General features: G+C 62.9%; 17 protein-coding genes. 16 read left to right on the forward strand and 1 reads right to left on the reverse strand.

Annotation, left to right across the window (positions count from 1 at the left end):
* Nucleotides 1–632 precede the first annotated feature (632 nt).
* The 16 genes from AC1RQG_RS22190 (at nt 633) to AC1RQG_RS22265 (ending at nt 15711) form a co-directional block, all read left to right on the forward strand.
* Entirely contained in the window at nt 633–1241 is a 609-nt protein-coding gene (locus AC1RQG_RS22190) for a TetR/AcrR family transcriptional regulator (protein ID WP_493134610.1), read from the forward strand.
* Nucleotides 1242–1337: 96 nt separating this feature from the next.
* Nucleotides 1338–2135 carry an SDR family NAD(P)-dependent oxidoreductase gene (locus AC1RQG_RS22195; protein ID WP_493134612.1) on the forward strand — a complete coding sequence of 266 codons (798 nt, stop codon included), beginning with the start codon at nt 1338–1340 and terminating at the stop codon, nt 2133–2135.
* 35 nt (nt 2136–2170) lie between these two features.
* The gene (locus AC1RQG_RS22200; RefSeq protein WP_493134613.1) at nt 2171–3253 is read left to right on the forward strand and encodes an alkene reductase; all 1083 of its coding nucleotides are present in this window, start codon (nt 2171–2173) and stop codon (nt 3251–3253) included.
* 119 nt (nt 3254–3372) lie between these two features.
* Complete coding sequence (locus AC1RQG_RS22205) at nt 3373–4380, forward strand: NADP-dependent oxidoreductase (protein ID WP_493134615.1); 1008 nt, start codon at nt 3373–3375, stop codon at nt 4378–4380.
* A 77-nt stretch (nt 4381–4457) separates the two neighbouring features.
* Nucleotides 4458–4916, forward strand: a complete 459-nt coding sequence (locus AC1RQG_RS22210) for a DUF2147 domain-containing protein (RefSeq protein WP_493134617.1) — start codon at nt 4458–4460, stop codon at nt 4914–4916.
* 139 nt (nt 4917–5055) lie between these two features.
* Complete coding sequence (locus tag AC1RQG_RS22215; protein WP_493134619.1) at nt 5056–5763, forward strand: TetR/AcrR family transcriptional regulator; 708 nt, start codon at nt 5056–5058, stop codon at nt 5761–5763.
* A 117-nt stretch (nt 5764–5880) separates the two neighbouring features.
* Nucleotides 5881–6855, forward strand: a complete 975-nt coding sequence (locus tag AC1RQG_RS22220; protein ID WP_493134621.1) for an enoyl-CoA hydratase/isomerase family protein — start codon at nt 5881–5883, stop codon at nt 6853–6855.
* Between the two features lie 5 nt (nt 6856–6860).
* Nucleotides 6861–7769, forward strand: a complete 909-nt coding sequence (locus tag AC1RQG_RS22225) for an alpha/beta hydrolase (RefSeq protein ID WP_493134623.1) — start codon at nt 6861–6863, stop codon at nt 7767–7769.
* 38 nt (nt 7770–7807) lie between these two features.
* Nucleotides 7808–9280, forward strand: a complete 1473-nt coding sequence (locus tag AC1RQG_RS22230) for a class I adenylate-forming enzyme family protein (RefSeq protein ID WP_493134625.1) — start codon at nt 7808–7810, stop codon at nt 9278–9280.
* The gene (locus tag AC1RQG_RS22235) at nt 9273–10082 is read left to right on the forward strand and encodes an SDR family oxidoreductase (protein WP_493134627.1); all 810 of its coding nucleotides are present in this window, start codon (nt 9273–9275) and stop codon (nt 10080–10082) included. Before AC1RQG_RS22230 ends, AC1RQG_RS22235 begins: the two co-directional genes overlap by 8 nt.
* Nucleotides 10083–10135: 53 nt before the next feature.
* Nucleotides 10136–10831 (forward strand): OmpW/AlkL family protein, encoded by a 696-nt coding sequence (locus tag AC1RQG_RS22240; RefSeq protein WP_493134629.1) that lies wholly within the window; start codon nt 10136–10138, stop codon nt 10829–10831.
* Between the two features lie 3 nt (nt 10832–10834).
* Nucleotides 10835–12472, forward strand: a complete 1638-nt coding sequence (locus AC1RQG_RS22245) for a GMC oxidoreductase (protein ID WP_493134631.1) — start codon at nt 10835–10837, stop codon at nt 12470–12472.
* A gap of 16 nt (nt 12473–12488) precedes the next feature.
* Nucleotides 12489–13493: an NADP-dependent oxidoreductase gene (locus tag AC1RQG_RS22250; protein ID WP_493134633.1), complete on the forward strand. Its 1005-nt coding sequence runs from the start codon at nt 12489–12491 to the stop codon at nt 13491–13493.
* 127 nt (nt 13494–13620) lie between these two features.
* Nucleotides 13621–14784: a porin family protein gene (locus tag AC1RQG_RS22255; RefSeq protein ID WP_493134635.1), complete on the forward strand. Its 1164-nt coding sequence runs from the start codon at nt 13621–13623 to the stop codon at nt 14782–14784.
* Between the two features lie 9 nt (nt 14785–14793).
* The gene (locus AC1RQG_RS22260; RefSeq protein ID WP_493134637.1) at nt 14794–15204 is read left to right on the forward strand and encodes a type 2 periplasmic-binding domain-containing protein; all 411 of its coding nucleotides are present in this window, start codon (nt 14794–14796) and stop codon (nt 15202–15204) included.
* Between the two features lie 108 nt (nt 15205–15312).
* On the forward strand, nt 15313–15711 hold the full coding sequence (locus tag AC1RQG_RS22265; RefSeq protein WP_493134640.1) for a hypothetical protein: 399 nt from the start codon (nt 15313–15315) through the stop codon (nt 15709–15711).
* A gap of 87 nt (nt 15712–15798) precedes the next feature.
* Here AC1RQG_RS22265 and AC1RQG_RS22270 read toward each other — a convergent pair whose 3' ends face one another.
* Entirely contained in the window at nt 15799–16197 is a 399-nt protein-coding gene (locus tag AC1RQG_RS22270) for a helicase (RefSeq protein WP_493134642.1), read from the reverse strand.
* Between the last annotated feature and the right edge of the window lie 30 nt (nt 16198–16227).

Genomic DNA, 16227 nt, shown 5'->3' on the forward strand with positions numbered 1-16227 from the left:
AAATTAGTCACTTCGCCAGCCTATCTTGGCAGGTGCTAAACGGCAGGATGCTTTTGATGGCGGGCAGATGATGATAGATTAGGATTGTGACCATGTGTAATGGCGGTCACTTATGCCATTTCAGCTGATCGCTACTTGGCCGACATGGCAATGCGGCGCCATGCGCCGGGTGAGCGCCCGATCCATCATGCGGATGCGCGCTCGAATGAAGCCTAATCCGCAAATCCTAAATCCCCGGAGAGTTCAGGCAAGAGTGGCCGCCCACGGCTGAAACCATCGCTTCCAACTGTTCGCGTGACCTGACGGGCATCGCGCATTGAAGATCGGGTTGATGGTGTTTCTGATGGTATCGCCTGTGGCTTTTCCGAATAACATCAACAAGATCAATCGCTTAGATGGCCAAATAATAATCGAATGGGAGTGACGAGCTCGCTTTAAATCGTTGATTTAAAGAGAAAAATTGAAGGTCGTTGATGATGCGGTATTGATCATCAACGACCTTTTTGTTTGTGGTGGGTGTGCGCTGAATGTCTTTTTCGACCGGAGCTGAAGGGGCGGGTAGTCCCGTCAGAATTCCCGGACCCGTCCATCGAATCCAAACGGATCACATGCACGCTCCATGGAAATGGTATATGATGGTGATCATGTCAAAAAAACTGACCAAATCTTCAGCGCCCGGCCGCAAGGAAATGACGCATGAGCGCATTGTGGAAGTGGCTTCCCGTGCGATCCGTCGTAGCGGCTATAGCGGCACCGGCGTAGCGGATATCATGAAAGAGGCCGGTCTTACCCACGGTGGGTTTTATGCGCACTTTGACTCCCGGGATGCGTTGCTGGCTGAGGCAGGCGATCGTGCAGGTGCGGAAGCGGTCGCTCTGGCGGCCAAAGTTGCCGCTGCCGCTCCGCCGGGGCAGGCCATACAGGCCATGATGCAGGCGTATTTGTCACCCGAGCATATAGCGGCCATTGAGACTGGGTGCCCGGTTTCGGCACTGGGTTCGGAGATGCCCCGTCAGGCGCCGGAAGTGCGACGGGCGGCGACGATACACATCAAGGAGATGATAGATGTATTTGCGCGCCAGATGCCCGATTGGGGCCAACCCCACGCACACGAGCGAGCGATGGCGTTGGTCTGCGCCTTGATTGGCACCACCATGGTGGCGCGCGCCGTCGATGATGCGAAGCTTTCCTCGGCATTGTGTGCAGCGACGCTAAAGCAGTTTCCAACGGTTGCCGCCTGAATCCGCGGCAATTTTTTTACACTGTAATATGATGATCATCATATTTAATCAACGCAGCCAGGCGCGATGCGCACGGCATTAACAAAGGGGTAGACCATGACGACTTCATTACGAAAAACTGCGGTTGTAACCGGTGCCTCGTCGGGCATTGGTGCAGTCTATGCGGATCGCCTTGCCAAGCGAGGCTACGACCTGGTGCTGGTGGCGCGCCGCGCGGACCGCTTGCAATCGTTGTCGGCAAAGATAGCGGCAGCGCACGGCGTGCGCGTCGAGCCCTTGATCGCCGACCTTGGGACGGAGGCGGGGCAGGCGGCAGTCGAGCAATTACTGGCCACCGATCCGAACGTTAGCGTGCTTGTCAATAACGCCGGCATTGCCCGGCTCGCGCCGATCGCGGCCAGTCCGTTGCAGGACTCGTTGTCGCAGATCGCGCTGAACGTCACCGCGCTGACGCGCCTGACCCATGCGGTCCTGCCTCGCATGAAGGCGCGCAATGAAGGCACGATCATCAACATCTCTTCCGTGATGGCCGTGAACACACTGCCGGTCAGTGCTGTCTACAGTGGCACCAAGGCCTTTGTACTGGCGTTCAGTCGCGGCTTGCAACAGGAACTGGCCGACACCAGCGTGCGGATCCAGGTCGTCCTGCCGGCCGCCACTGCGACGGAAGTGTGGGACAACTCCGGCGTGCCGCTGTCGGCGTTTGCGCCCGAGTCCGTCATGGCGGCCGAAGACATGGTGGATGCGGCGCTGACCGCGCTTGATCAGGGCGAGCATGCCACCTGGCCGTCCGTCGCGGAGCTGGATGTGATCGAACGCTTTGAGACCGCGCGCACCGCGCTCTTCGGCACCGCACAAACCGGGCGCGTCGCGCCACGCCTGTTGCAACAATAATTTCCTATTGAATTCTCTGTCAGGACACTTGAAAAATGCTATTTGACACCTTCCCCCTGCGCGCCATCCATCTGAACAATCGTATCGTGATGTCGCCGCTCACCCGCAGTCGTGCCGTTGAAGACAACACGCCGAACAGCCTGATGGCCACGTATTATGCCCAGCGTGCGAGCGCCGGCCTGATCATCACCGAGGGCACCTCGCCATCGCCAAACGGTTTGGGCTACGCCCGCATACCGGGCTTGTTCAACGATGCCCAAGTTCAAGGCTGGAAACTGGTCACCGACGCGGTCCACGCCAGAAACGGCAAGATCGTTGTGCAGTTGATGCATACCGGACGCGTAAGCCACCAGGAAAACCTGCCGGCCGGCGCCACGGTGCTGGGCCCTTCGCCGGAAACCTGTCCCGGCGAGATGTGGACCGACAGCAAGGGTAGCCAGCCGCATACGCCGCCGCGAGCGATGACCGAGGCCGACATCGCGGATGCGATTGCTGAGTACGCAACTGCCGCGCGGCTGGCGATCGCGGCGGGCTTTGACGGCATCGAGCTGCATGCCGCCAACGGCTATCTGCTCGAACAATTCCTGAACGCGAATGTCAACCGTCGCACCGATGGTTACGGCGCCACTCCGGCCGGGCGCAATCGCTTCGTGCTGGAGGTGGCGCGCGCCGTCGCTGCGGAAATCGGGGCGGCCCGTGTCGGCATCCGCCTGTCGCCGTACGGCGTCTTTAATGCGACCGGCGGCTATGACGGGGTGGACGAGCAATATCTGTCGCTGGTGAAGGAACTCTCTGCGCTGGGGGTGATGTACGTGCATGTGCTCGACCATTCGGCCATCGGCGCGCCGCCCGTTCCGGCCCGACTGAAGGCCGACCTGAGGGCCGCGTTCAACGGTCCCTTCATCCTCGCAGGTGGTTTCGACAAGGCCAGTGCGCAGCAGGCGCTGAGCGCGGGGCAGGCGGACCTGATCGCCATGGGGCGGGCGTTCCTGGCCAACCCGGACCTGGTCGAGCGCATGTGTGGGGATCAGCCGCTGAACGTTCCCGATCCAAGCACTTTCTATACCCCGGGTGCGCAGGGTTATACCGATTATCCCGCGCTTTCTGCCGCTGTCTGATCGGGGCGTGGAACGCAGCGCTGGGGTGGATTGGTCGGCAGGATAGACAACGGTCCAGGCGATGGCGGCACGCCAGAGTCTGGGCGGCATATTTTTTAACGTATTCGAAGAGAACAGCAATGAAAGCACTTGTCTTGAAAAGCTATGGTGGATCCGATCAGATCCAATTCGCCGATGTTCCCCGGCCTATGATCAAGCCGGATGAAATCCTGGTCCAGGTTCACGCGGTTGGTCTGAACCCGGTCGACTACATGATACCGAAGGGCAGTTTCAAGCCCATGCTCAAATTTGAGTTGCCGGCCACGCTGGGCAGCGATCTGGCCGGGATCGTGGTCGAGGTCGGCAGTCGAGTATCGCGCTTTAAAGTTGGAGATGCGGTGTTCGCCAGCCTGTTTGACCTGGGTAAGGGCTCGCTTGCTGAATACGCTGCGGTCCCGGAGCATGTCGCGGCGCTCAAACCCTCCAATCTGGACTTTGTGCAAGCGGCGTCGATTCCGATGGTCGGGCTCACTAGCTGGCAAGCGCTGGCCGAACGTGCTCAGGTCAAGCGTGGACAGCGCGTATTCATTCCGGCCGGCTCGGGTGGCATTGGAACGTTCGCGATCCAGCTTGCCAAGCATCTGGGCGCCGAGGTGGGGACGACCACCAGCACGGCCAACGTGGAGTTGGTGCGCAGCTTGGGCGCGGACGAGGTGGTCGACTACAAGAAGCAGGAATTTGAGCAGGTGCTGAAGGGCTATGACGTCGTCTTGGGCACGGTGCGTGGCGACGGGCTCGAAAAGGCGATGCGGATTTTGCGGCCCGGCAGCAGTGTGGTCTCGCTCATCGGACCGCCGGATGTGGCCATCGCGCGCGCGCGCGGCATGAACTTCCTGATGCGCTTCGTGTTTGGGCTGTTGAGCCGGAAGATCATCCGCCTTGCGACCAAACAACGTGCAAGGTATTCATTCCTGTTCGTGCGTCCGGATGGGCGCCAACTCGCCAAGATCGCCGAGCTGTTGGAATCGTCGCGCATCCGTCCGGTGATCGACCGGGTGGTGCCGTTTGCTCAAGCGAAACAGGGATTGGCGTATCTGGAGGAGGGCAGGGCCAAAGGGAAGGTTGTGGTGCAACTAGTTGCCGCCTGACGATGGCGGCTGCGTGCTCGTTGTGGTCCTCGCTGACCTCACGCGTCATCTTGCAGTCGATTATGGAGACTATTGCAATGCGTAATTTGAAACAATCAAGCTTCGTCGTACTAACTCTTTTGGCGGCACTGTTGTCGCCTGTGGTCTGGGCCGACGATAGCTCGCCGGCCGGTTTGTGGCGCAACATTGATGACATTAGCGGTAAGCCCAGAGCGCTGATACGCATAACCGAGCTGAACGGCACGTTACAAGGCAAGATTGAGAAGGTATTTCCTGGCCCTGACGAAGGTCCTAACCCCAAGTGCGAGAAATGCGTGGGTGCCAGCAAAGATGCGCCAATTGTCGGATTGGTGATTCTGAGCGGTTTGAGACGCGACGGCGAAGAATTTGCCGGCGGGCAGATCCTCGATCCGGACAATGGCAAGACTTATCGCAGCAAGGTCCAACTGATCGACGGTGGCAGGAAGCTGAACGTGCGCGGCTATATTGGCGTGCCCTTGCTGGGGCGTACGCAGACTTGGGTGCGACAAGAATAGCGAACGTTGAATCGGGCTGGCGCTCTTCGCTGGCCGCCGGTGGATTGCGCGGCGCAGGCGTTCCAGGCTACTGCGAGCGTCTCGGAGCAGGGAGGGGGCATGCTATGATAACGCTGTTATAGCCCCACTCTCTATCTCGATGACCATTGATATCTCCCTGCAGGACCCGCGCACGCGCCTTGTTGAAGCTGCTATCCGTTTGCTGGCGCGGAGCGGACCGTCCGAAGTGAAGGCGCGCTCGGTGGCGACGGAAGCGCAGCTGTCCACCATGGGGGTGTACACGTATTTCGGCGGTGTGCCGGAGCTGTTGCAAGCGGTGGCCGACGACGGCTTCCGGCAGCAAGCGGCCGTCTTCGGCCGGCTGGCGCTGACCGACGATCCGATGGCCGACTTGTGCGCGATGGCGCTGGCCTGCCATGACTTCGCGCGGCGCAACCCGCATCTCTATGATCTGATGTTCGGCCTGTCGATCCATGGCCGCTACAGTCCTTCCCGCGGCGACGCCGAACCCATCTTGAGTGGACAATCGCCATCGTTCCGCGCGGCCTACACCTTTCTGCTGCAGGGGTGCGCGCGGCTGGTGACCGCCAAGTGCGTCCGTAATGTCGATCCCGATCTCATGGCGCTGCAGCTGTGGAGCGCGCTGCACGGCTTCATCATGCTCGACCTTGGCGGGCACTTCGCCAATATCGCCAACCCAGTTGTCGACGTGCTGGTGCCCATGTGCGTCAACCTGGTGGTCGGCATGGGCGCCAAGCGTGACAAGGCCGAAGCTTCGGGCGCCGCCGCCGGGGCGCTCTGGTCTTCGGCGCAAAACAACAAAATCGTCCAGCTTCGCAACAAATAGTCGAGCGGCGGTCCGCACCGCGTGAATTCAATCTTGAAATCCGCAAATAACAGTGTTATTGTGAGCCATAACAATGTTATTTATCGTCAGAAGTTGATTCATTCAAGGAGACAGGACATGAAGAACACGAGGATCCGGCCCGGTGGGCTGGAAGTGGACAACCATGGTGCGGTATTGATGGTGCGTCTGGATGGCGGTCCGCAAGGGGTGATGGGGCTGGAGATGGCCGAGGCGCTGGCCGACCTGGTCGACGAACTGGAGTCCGATCAGCAGGTCAAGGCGGTGGTTTTGACCGGGACGCATCCTGGCCGCTTCATCGGCCATGCGGACGTGCCGTGGTTGCAGGAGGGCGGCACCACCATCCCTTCCATCGCACGCGGCATGACGTCTGCCGTTGCGCACAGCGCGGCCACGGTGCGGCGCATGCCGCTGGTGGCGCCCATGGCGGCCTACACGCCGTTGGGAGGCGCCATGCAGCTCGACAAGCTCCACGACACCTTCATGCGCATGAACCGCTGCGGCGTCGTGTTCATCGGTGCGCTGAATGGTTCGGCGCTGGGCCTCGGCAGCGAACTGGCGCAAGCCTGCGATGTGCGCTTAATGGCGGATGGTGACTTCTTCATCGGCCAACCCGAGGTATTGCTGGGCATTCCGCCAGGCGGTGGCGGCACGCAGCGCTTGACGCGCCTGGTCGGCGCCCATCGCGCGCTGATGATGATGCTCGAAGGACGTCCGGCATCGCCGGCGCGGGCACTTGAGATCGGCCTGGTCGACGAGGTCGTGGCGCCCGACGCGCTGATCGAGCGCGCGCTGGCGCTGGCCCAGTACTTGGGCGCGCGCCCACGTGAGGCCATCCGCGCCATCAAGCGTGCGGTCTACGTTGGCGGCTCGATGTCGCTGGAGGATGGCTTGCATGTGGAGCGCACCGAATTCATGTCGGCGTTGTCGGGGGCAAGTTCGCAGTCGCTGATGATCGAATACATGGCGCGCACCGAGCGCGAAGGCGACTTGCCCCTGTACCAACCCGCCATCTTCGAGCAGGCGTTGGAGCTTGGGCATTTTCCGTTCACCGGCAGTCAAACCGTCAAGTGAATCCCATGGCACAGACTCCTCATCAATTCACCCGTAGCAGTATTCGTTTCCAATCCGGAGAAGCCTATTGTTCGGCATGGCTGTATCTGCCGGTCGGCGTTGAGCGGCCGCCGGTGGTGGTGCTGGGCCACGGGCTGGGCGCCGTGCGCGAAATGCGCCTGGACGCCTATTCGGAACGCTTCGCCGCAGCCGGTATCGCGACGCTGGCGTTCACCTACCGTTATTTTGGCGACAGTGGTGGTGTGCCGCGCCAGTTGATGTCGGTGGGCCGTCAGCTGGCTGACTGGGATGCGGCGCTTGATTTCGTCAAGGACCGCCCCGAACTCGACGGCAGTCGGGTGGCGATCTGGGGCAGTTCCTTCGGCGGCGGCCACGCGATCCAGGTGGCCAGCCGGCATCCCGAGCTGAAGGCGGCCATCAGCCAATGCCCGTTCACGGATGGCTTCGAATCGGCCACCGCGCTGGGCCTGAAGGCGACGCTGCAGATCACGCCGGTGGTGGTACGCGATTTCGCGGCGCGCTTGTTCGGCAAACCGCCAGTGATGGTGCCGATCGCGGCGCTGCCCGGCCAGCCGGCGTTGATGAACGCCCATGACGCCTTGCCCGGCTATCTGGCGTTGATGCCCAAGGGGATGGCCTTTGTCAACCGGGTCGCCGCCCGGGTGATCCCCGAGATCGTCAGCTACCGTCCGGGACGGCGGGCCGCCAAGGTCAAACCGCCGATCCTGTTCTGCGTGAGCCGGACCGACACGGTCACGCCGCCGGAACGCACCATCGCCATGGCCGGACGGGCGCCGCGCGGCGAGATCAAGCTGTATGACTGCGGCCACTTCGATTTCTATCTTGGCGAGCACTTCGAGCGCGCGGTGGCCGACCAGACCGAGTTCCTGGCGCGGCATTTGTCGGCGCGCTGAGCGGCGCGCCGCGACAACGTATTTTTGAGAGTGTAATCATGCGATTTTCCAAACTTCCAGACCTGCGCGCGGCGCAGGCGCCGCAAGCCCACTGTGTGGCCGACGCGACGGCCAGCCTGTCCAATGGCGAGTTCTATTCCAGGGTGCTGGTGGCCGCCGGGCTGTTCGACGAACTCGGCATCCGCAAGGGGGACGTGGTGGCCATCATGTTGCCCAACCAGGTTGAATTCGTGGTGGCGATGTTCGCCGCGTGGCGGCTGGGCGCCGCCGTCACCCCCATCAACCCCAACCTGACGGCGCAGGAGGCCATCCATCAGATGAGCGATTCCGGCGCCAGACTATTGATCAATGGCAGTGGCGCCAAGGTGCTGCAGCACGTGCAAACGATACCGGCAACCGCGCTGCACGGCGAGGTGCAGTTCGGGGCGCACCACGCGGTGCCGCCGGTCGCGGACACGGCCGCCCTGGCGTTGCTGATCTACACCAGCGGCACGACCGGCCTGCCAAAAGGCGTGATGCTGGACCATGCCAACCTCGAAGCGATGGCGCAGATGTCGCGCGACGCCATGCGGATCACGGCGAGCGACCATTGCCTGCTGGTGCTGCCGCTGTTCCACGTCAACGGCATCGTGGCCAGCATCCTGACGCCGCTGTCGGCCGGCAGCCGGGTCACCATCCGGGCCCGTTTCGACATCGAGACCTTCTTCGCCGACGTCGAGCGACTGCGGCCGACGTATTTCTCGGCGGTGCCGACCATCTACGCCTTGCTCGATGCGTTGCCGGAACACGTGACACCGGACACCTCCAGCCTGCGCTACGGCATCTGCGGCGCGGCGCCGGCGGCGGCGGAATTGCTGACCCACTTCGAGGCGCGCTATGGCTTCCCCGTGGTGGAGGGCTATGGCTTGTCGGAGGGCACCTGCGCATCGACCATCAACCCGCTGGACGGCGTGCGCAAGGCCGGAACGGTGGGCTTGCCATTTCCGGGCCAGCGCGTCGCGATCGCCGACGCGGCCGGCCGCCTGCTGCCGGCCGGCGAGACCGGCGAGGTGGTGGTGCAGGGGCCGAACGTCATGCGCGGCTATCTGGGCAAGCCGGAGGAGACCGCCAAGACCATCGTCGACGGCTGGCTGCGCACGGGCGACCTGGGGTGCATCGATGCCGACGGCTACCTGTCCATCGTGGGCCGGCTGAAGGAAATGATCATCCGTGGCGGCGAGAACATCTATCCGAAGGAGATCGAGGATGCGCTCGCCGCGTTCCCCGCCGTGCTGGAGGCGGCGGTCATCGGCGCGCCGCATCCGACGCTGGGCGAAATTGTGGTCGCCTACGTGGCCTGCCGCGCCGGACAGGACTGCACGCTGGAAGCCTTGAACGACCATTGCGCCGCGCGGCTGACGCGCTACAAGCGGCCGGCCGCCATCCACGTCGTCGGCAGCCTGCCCAAGAACGCGGTCGGCAAGGTCGACAAACTCAAGCTGCGCGCCTTGTGGAGGCAGGAGCATGGATAAGGTGGCGCAATTGGCCGGTGTCGGCCAGCGGCCGGCGATCTTCGTGACTGGTGCGGCGTCAGGGATAGGACGGGCCTGCGCCGAGTTGTTCGCCAGCCGTGGCTGGTTCGTCGGTTTGTACGATGTGAACGTGGAAGGCGTGGCCGACCTCGCCGCCGCGCTGGGGGAGGGGAACGCCTGCTGCGGTCACCTCAACGTCGGCGACCCGGCTGCGTGGGACCGGGCGCTGGCGCATTTCTGGGCGCATAGCGGTGCGCGGTTCGACGTTTTGTTCAACAACGCGGGGATATTGACGGCGGGACCGTTCGAGACCGTGCCGCTGGCCCGGCACCGGGCCATGCTGGACGTGAACGTGGCCAGTATCGTGATCGGCTGCCACAGCGCCTATCCGTATCTGGCACAGACGCCAGGTGCGCGCGTGATCAACATGGCCTCGGCCACGGCGATCTATGGCCAGCCCGATCTGGTGACCTACTCGGCGACCAAGTTCGCGGTGCGCGGCTTCACCGAGGGCCTGGACCTGGAATGGAGCCGGTTCGGCATCCGCGTCAGCGACATCTGGCCCAGCTTCGTGCGGACCGGGATGGCCACCGGTTTCGAGCGCATCGCCAGCGCCAAATCGCTCGGCATCCGTTTGACGCCAGCGGACGTCGCCGCGACGGTGTGGCGCTGCGCCACCTCGCGCCGGTTGATCCACAAGACCCACTGGAACGTCGGTCTGCAAACGGGAGTGTTGTCGTTCGCGACACGCGTCGCGCCGGCCGCGCTCACGCGCCTGGTGGTGCGGAGACTGGCGCACTGATGGTTCGAGCATTCACACAAAAATAAATTCTACCCATCCCCAGGAGACAAAACATGCAAGACAAGAGATTCCTCGCCGCCGCCGCAGCGGTGGCGCTGGCGATTTGCGGTGCCGCCCATGCCGACGAACCAGAGAACAACGCGGTCCGGATCGGCTACGCCAAAGTCCGCTTCAATCTTCAATCGGGCGATCTAACCGGGCCACCGGGCACCACGCCGCCAGGCTTGAAGATCGACGCCAAAGACCTGGATGTGTTCGCGATCAGCTATGAGCGGCGCCTGGGCGACAACTGGGCGGCGCAACTCCAGGCCGGCATCCCGCCGACCTTGACTGCAGTGGGCGCCGGCGTGGCCGCCCCGGTTGGCACCGTGGCGAAGGCGCGCATCTGGTTCCCAACCGCCATGGTGCGCTACACCATCCCCGGCTTTTCCGTCGTCCGGCCCTATGTGGCCGGTGGGGTGACTTATACCTTCTTCACCGAGCAGGAGACCAGTCCCGGCTATAACACCGCAGTGCAAGGCGCCGGCAGTTCGATCGACCTGAAGGGTTCGTGGGGGGCATACGCCAGGGTGGGGCTGGAGTATCCACTCGACAAGCAATGGTGCATCAACGTCGAGTTTTCCTCGTTTCACCTGAAAACCACGGCGACCGTGGATACCCAGACGCCGGGCTTCGGCACCATCAGCCGGCACGTCGACCTGAAGGATGCGCCGCGCATCTTCGGGGCCACCATCGGCTACCGCTTCTGAGCCATGACGACGCCTCCATTTGACTTCGACTGGCTGGTCATCGGATCGGGCTTCGGCGGCAGCGTGTCGGCGCTGCGCCTGGCGGAGAAGGGCTACCGCGTCGGCGTGTTCGAGCGCGGCCGTCGTTTCCGCGATCAGGATCTGCCGGAGTCGACCTGGCAGTTGCGCAAATTCCTCTGGGCCCCCGCCATCGGGCTGCATGGCGTCATGCGCATGAAGGTGTTCCGTCACGTCTTCTTCCCCAGCCAATCCGGCGTGGGCGGTGGCAGCACGGTCTACGGCGGGGTGCTCTACCGGGCCCGTCCGGAGTTTTTCGTCAATCCGCAATGGCGCCGGCTGGGCGACTGGGAGCGGGTGTTGGCGGGTCACTACGACACCGCCGAGCGCATGCTGGGCGCCACGACCATTCCTTTCGACTCGACTAATCAGCAACTGGCGCGGGAAATGGCGCGGCATTTCGGTCATCCCGACGGCTTCGCGCGCTCCCCCACCGCCGTGTTCTTCGGGGAGCCGGGCAAGACGGTCAAGGACCCGTACTTCGGCGGCGAAGGGCCCGACCGCACCGGCTGCACGCGCTGCGGCGCATGCATGGTCGGTTGCCGTGTCGGCGCCGCCAATTCGCTGGTGAAGAACTACCTGTGGTTCGCGGAGAAGCGGGGCGTGCAGATTCTGGCGGAGCGCGAGGTGGTCGATATCCGCCCGCTGGGCGCGGCCGACGGCAGTGACGGCTATCTGGTCACCACCGAGCGCCCCGGCGCCTGGTTCGCCCGCGCGCGCCGCACCCACACCGCGCGCGGCGTCGTGTTCGCGGCCGGGGCGCTGGGCACCAACGAATTGCTGGCCAATTGCAAGCAGGGCGGCGCGCTGCCACGCATCAGCGATCGTCTCGGCGAGCTGGTGCGCACCAACAGCGAGTCGGTGCTGAATGTGCGGTTGCCGCAGGATCTGAAGACCTGGAACGACGTCACGGCAAGCAGCAGCGTGCATGTGGATCAGAATACCCACATCGAGTTCCTCACCTATGGACGCCGGGCCGATGCCATGGGCCTGATGTACACCGTGCTGGTCGGCGATGGCAGCCGCTTGACCCGGCCGTTGAAGTGGCTGGCCGCGATCGCGCGCCATCCGTTGCAGTGGCTGAAGACGGTCTGGCCGGTGGGCTGGAGCCGGCACATGGTGACGCTGCTGGTGATGCAGTCCCTGGACAACGCGATCGCGCTGCGTCCCCGCAAGCGCTGGTTGGGGCGCGGCTACCGGCTGGTCACCGAGCAGGACCGCGCCAAGCCCAACCCGACCTACATCGAGGTGGCGAACCAGGCCGCCCAGTGGCTGGCGCGCCGCACCGGCGGCATCGCCCAGAGCAATGTGCTGGAGGCGCTGGCCGACATTCCCACCACGGCCCACGTGCTGGGGGGCGCGGTGGTCGGCGCCGACGCGGCGAGCGGTGTGATCGACCGGCAGTTTCGGGTGTTCGGTTACCAGAACATGCTGGTCTGCGACGGCGCGGCGATGCCGGCCAACCCGGGCGTCAATCCGGCGCTGACGATCACCGCGCTGGCCGAGTACGCGATGGCCCACGTCCCTGAGCGTACACTAAGCCGCACTGCGCAGCAAACAAGCACATCCGAATCCGCGCGCTAGACAGGGGAGAGCAAACATGAAGGCATTTGTCATGGGCCGCTATGGCCGCGGCGATGTGGTGCACGCCGGCGAGATGCCGGAGCCGGAACCGGGGGCCGAGGACGTGCTGGTCCGTATCCACGCCGCCAGCATCAATCCGTTGGACCTGAAGATACGCAGTGGCGCGTTGAAGCTGGTGTTGCCTTATCGCTTGCCGCTGATCCTCGGCAACGATATGGCGGGCGTGGTGCAGCGGGTCGGCGCACGCGTACGGCAGTTCAAGGTTGGCGATGAGGTGTACGCACGGCCCAGGCAGGAGCGCATCGGCACGTTCGCCGAATTGATGGCGGTGCACGAGGATGCGCTGGCGCTCAAACCCCGCACGCTCACGATGGAACAAGCCGCATCGATACCGCTGGTGGGCCTGACGGGATGGCAGGCCCTGGTCGAGAAGGCGGACTTGCAGCAGGGGCAGAAGGTGTTGATCCACGCCGGCTCCGGCGGTGTCGGCACCTTCGCCATCCAGCTGGCGAAGCATTTGGGCGCGTACGTCGCCACCACCGCCAGCGCCGCCAACAGCGATCTGGTCAAGGGGCTGGGCGCGGACGTCGTCATCGATTACAAACAAACGGATTTCGCGACCGTGCTGCACGATTACGACGTCGTGCTCGATACGCAAGGGGGCGACACGCTGATGAAATCGGTGCGCGTGCTAAAGCCGGGCGGCAGGCTGATCTCGATCTCCGGTCCGCCCGATCCGGCCTTCGCCACGGCCAGCGGCGCGCCGTGGTTCGTCAGGGCGGCCATGGGCATGCTTAGCTATCGCATACGGGCGCTGTCCAGGCGCCATCAAATCAGCTACGCGTTCTTGTTCATGCGCGCCGATGGCGGCCAGTTACGCCGCATCGCCGAGCTGATCGATGCCGGCGCCATCCGTCCCGTGGTGGACCGGGTCTTTCCATTCGCATCGACCTTGGCGGCGCTCGATTATGTCGACACGGGCCGCGCAAAAGGCAAGGTTGTGCTCAAGATGCCTGTTTAGCGTGGGGTGAGCACATCGGTTCGCCTGATCGTCAGGCTTAGCTTTAAAATATGATGATCGTCATATACAGAGATTTTTTACCACCAGAGAGACCATAGTGAAAAGAAAAGCACTTCGATTATCGACCATGGCAGTCATGGCCGCCTTTGCCTGCCGCGCCCAGGCGCAAGACGCGCCGCAAGTCACGGTCAGCGGATTCGGCACCGCCGCCTTGACCAGGACGAGTACCGATGGCGGTGAATTCAGCCGTGTCGACCAGGCCGCCGGGGCCGGCAAGGATGCCCGTACCGGCGTGGACTCGAACTTCGGCATCCAGGCCAACGCCAGATTCAGCGACGCCTGGTCATTCACCGCGCAAGGACTGGCGCGCAAATCGGGCGAGCGGGATCAGTACGGCGCGGATTTGAACTGGGCTTTCGTGAAATATAAGATCAATGACGATTTCTCCGCGCGCCTGGGCCGTATCGGCATGCCGATCTACATGTTGTCCGACTCGGTCAACATCGGCTACGCCAGCACCATGCTGCGTCCGCCGACCGAGATGTACCGCCAGGTGCCGCTCGATTATGCCGACGGCGGCGACCTGCTGTATCAACACAGTTTTGGTGAAACCACGGCCACCGCGCAATTCGCTTATGGCTCGGCCAAGAACACGACGGCCGGGCCGGCCACCGCCAACGCCAACGTCATGGCCGCTCAACTGCAACTGGAACAAGGTCCGTTCACCTACCGGGTCGCCTATTCGCGCGCGCGGATCAGCCTGCATAGCGCCGACATCACCACCATGCTGGACGCGCTCAGGCAGGTGGGGTTCGGCGCGGTGGCGGACCAGCTCAATCCTATCGATAACCGCGGCACATTCGCCTCGGCCGGTTTCACGATGGACTATCACGATGTTCTGGCCCAGGCGGAGTATGGCAGGCGCAAGGTCGACACGGCGCTCGCGCCGGACACCAGCGCCTGGTACGTCATGCTGGGCTATCGATGGGGGAAGTGGGTGCCGTTCTACGTCCATGGCAATGTGAAGCAGGATAGCCCGCGCGCGGTCGCGGCGTTGCCCACCAACGGCCCGTTGGCGCCACTGAGCGCGGTAGTCAACGGTGCGGTCAAGTCACCGTTGCAGTCGACCGATTCGGTCGGGGTGCGCTGGGATTTCTACAAGTCGGCTGCCTTCAAGCTGCAGGTGGACCGCGTCAAGCCGCGTGACGGGGTGGGCTACTTCCTCAATACCAAACCTGGATTCAGTGGCCCCGTCACCGTATATGCGGCGGCCATTGACTTCGTCTTCTAAGGAGAGCGCATGAATACGCCGATTGGAAAGTTGCTATTGGCAACAGTAATTGGGCTGGCCACAGTGCCGGTCTTCGCCACCGAGATCGTGGTCATCGTCAATCCCAAGAACCCGGCCACCCGGATGTTCAGCGAGCAGGCGGGCCAGTTCTTCCTTGGGAAATCCGCCATGTTTACGCCGATCGAGCACACCGACGGACCGTTGCGCGGCGAGTTCTACAGGAAAGTGCTGGACAAGGATGCATCGCAGGTGAAGACGATCTGGTCCAAGCTGGTGTTTACCGGCAAGGCCATCGCGCCAAGGGAGCTCGCGTCCAGTGCCGACGTGAAGAAGGCGGTCGCGGCGGATGTCAACGCCATCGGCTACATCGAAAAGGCCCAGGTCGACGACACCGTTAAAGTGATCCTCACGGTTCAGTAAGGTTCAAAGGGCGCCGGCCACGGCGCCCTTGTCCATTCAGGATAGGTTGGTCGGCAACCAGGTGGTTTGAAATACGGCAATATGTCCAGAAAGCACTAGTACGCTATCATGAAACGAGTTCATTCCAGTCGTCAGCAAATGGAGGATAAACGCATCGTCGCCGCGGTTGCAGACATCATGCGGGACGTCGGTCTGACGCACGATGGCCACGATGCGAATACGTTGACGAGTCACGCGGTTCTCGCCGCGGCTGGCGTTCGCGTCCGATCCATTAATCTGGTGTCGCTTGAACACGGCGGCGCCGTGCGCCGCCGAATCAAAGCGCTGATAGCCTTGCTCGTTCGTCAGCCACCCGATTGGGAGCAGCCGGTTGCGCGTGCGCGTACCGCCTCGACGTCATCCGCACTGGCTGGCGTGCTGCGACTGGCGCGCGTTCTCGACGATCCCAAGCTGTCCGCCGCGCTCAGTGAAGCTGCGCTGAAGCATCTAAGCCCTGATGGTGCTTGAGACGGAAGAGCTTGGGTATTCCTTAATCTGCCAACGAACTGCGGTCAATGACGCTTGGAGTGGCGTGCGGATGGCTAAATGGCGTGCTCAGAATGCCGTGCGGTCATATGGTGTGACCACCTTGGGGGGCTGCAGAAAGGCGCTCAGACCTTGGAACCACATCACCTCCCGAAAGTCGCCGCTGACAATCAGCTCCTTGCTGCCCACGCCGCGGATAAATGCCGACTGGCTATCCTTGGCTGAGAGGATGGCGAAGCCTGTCGCCGCGTCTACAAACGTGAAGGTGAACTGGGGGTGCGTGGCCAGTCCGCCAAAGGAGCGGATGCCGCCATCGCGGATCTCATAGTAGCGACCGACACCGGCGGCGGTGCGGATCTGGAACACGAGTGTTTTCCCTTGGACATAGCGCGCGCATTCAGGATTGTTCTTGATTTGCCGGTGCAAGAGTTGGTTGAAAATCCACAGCAGGAATTTGAACTTTAGCATGGTGGTATCTTTGGTTGCTGAAAAGTTGAA

Source organism: Rugamonas sp. GW822-FHT03B10 (assembly GCF_058801745.1).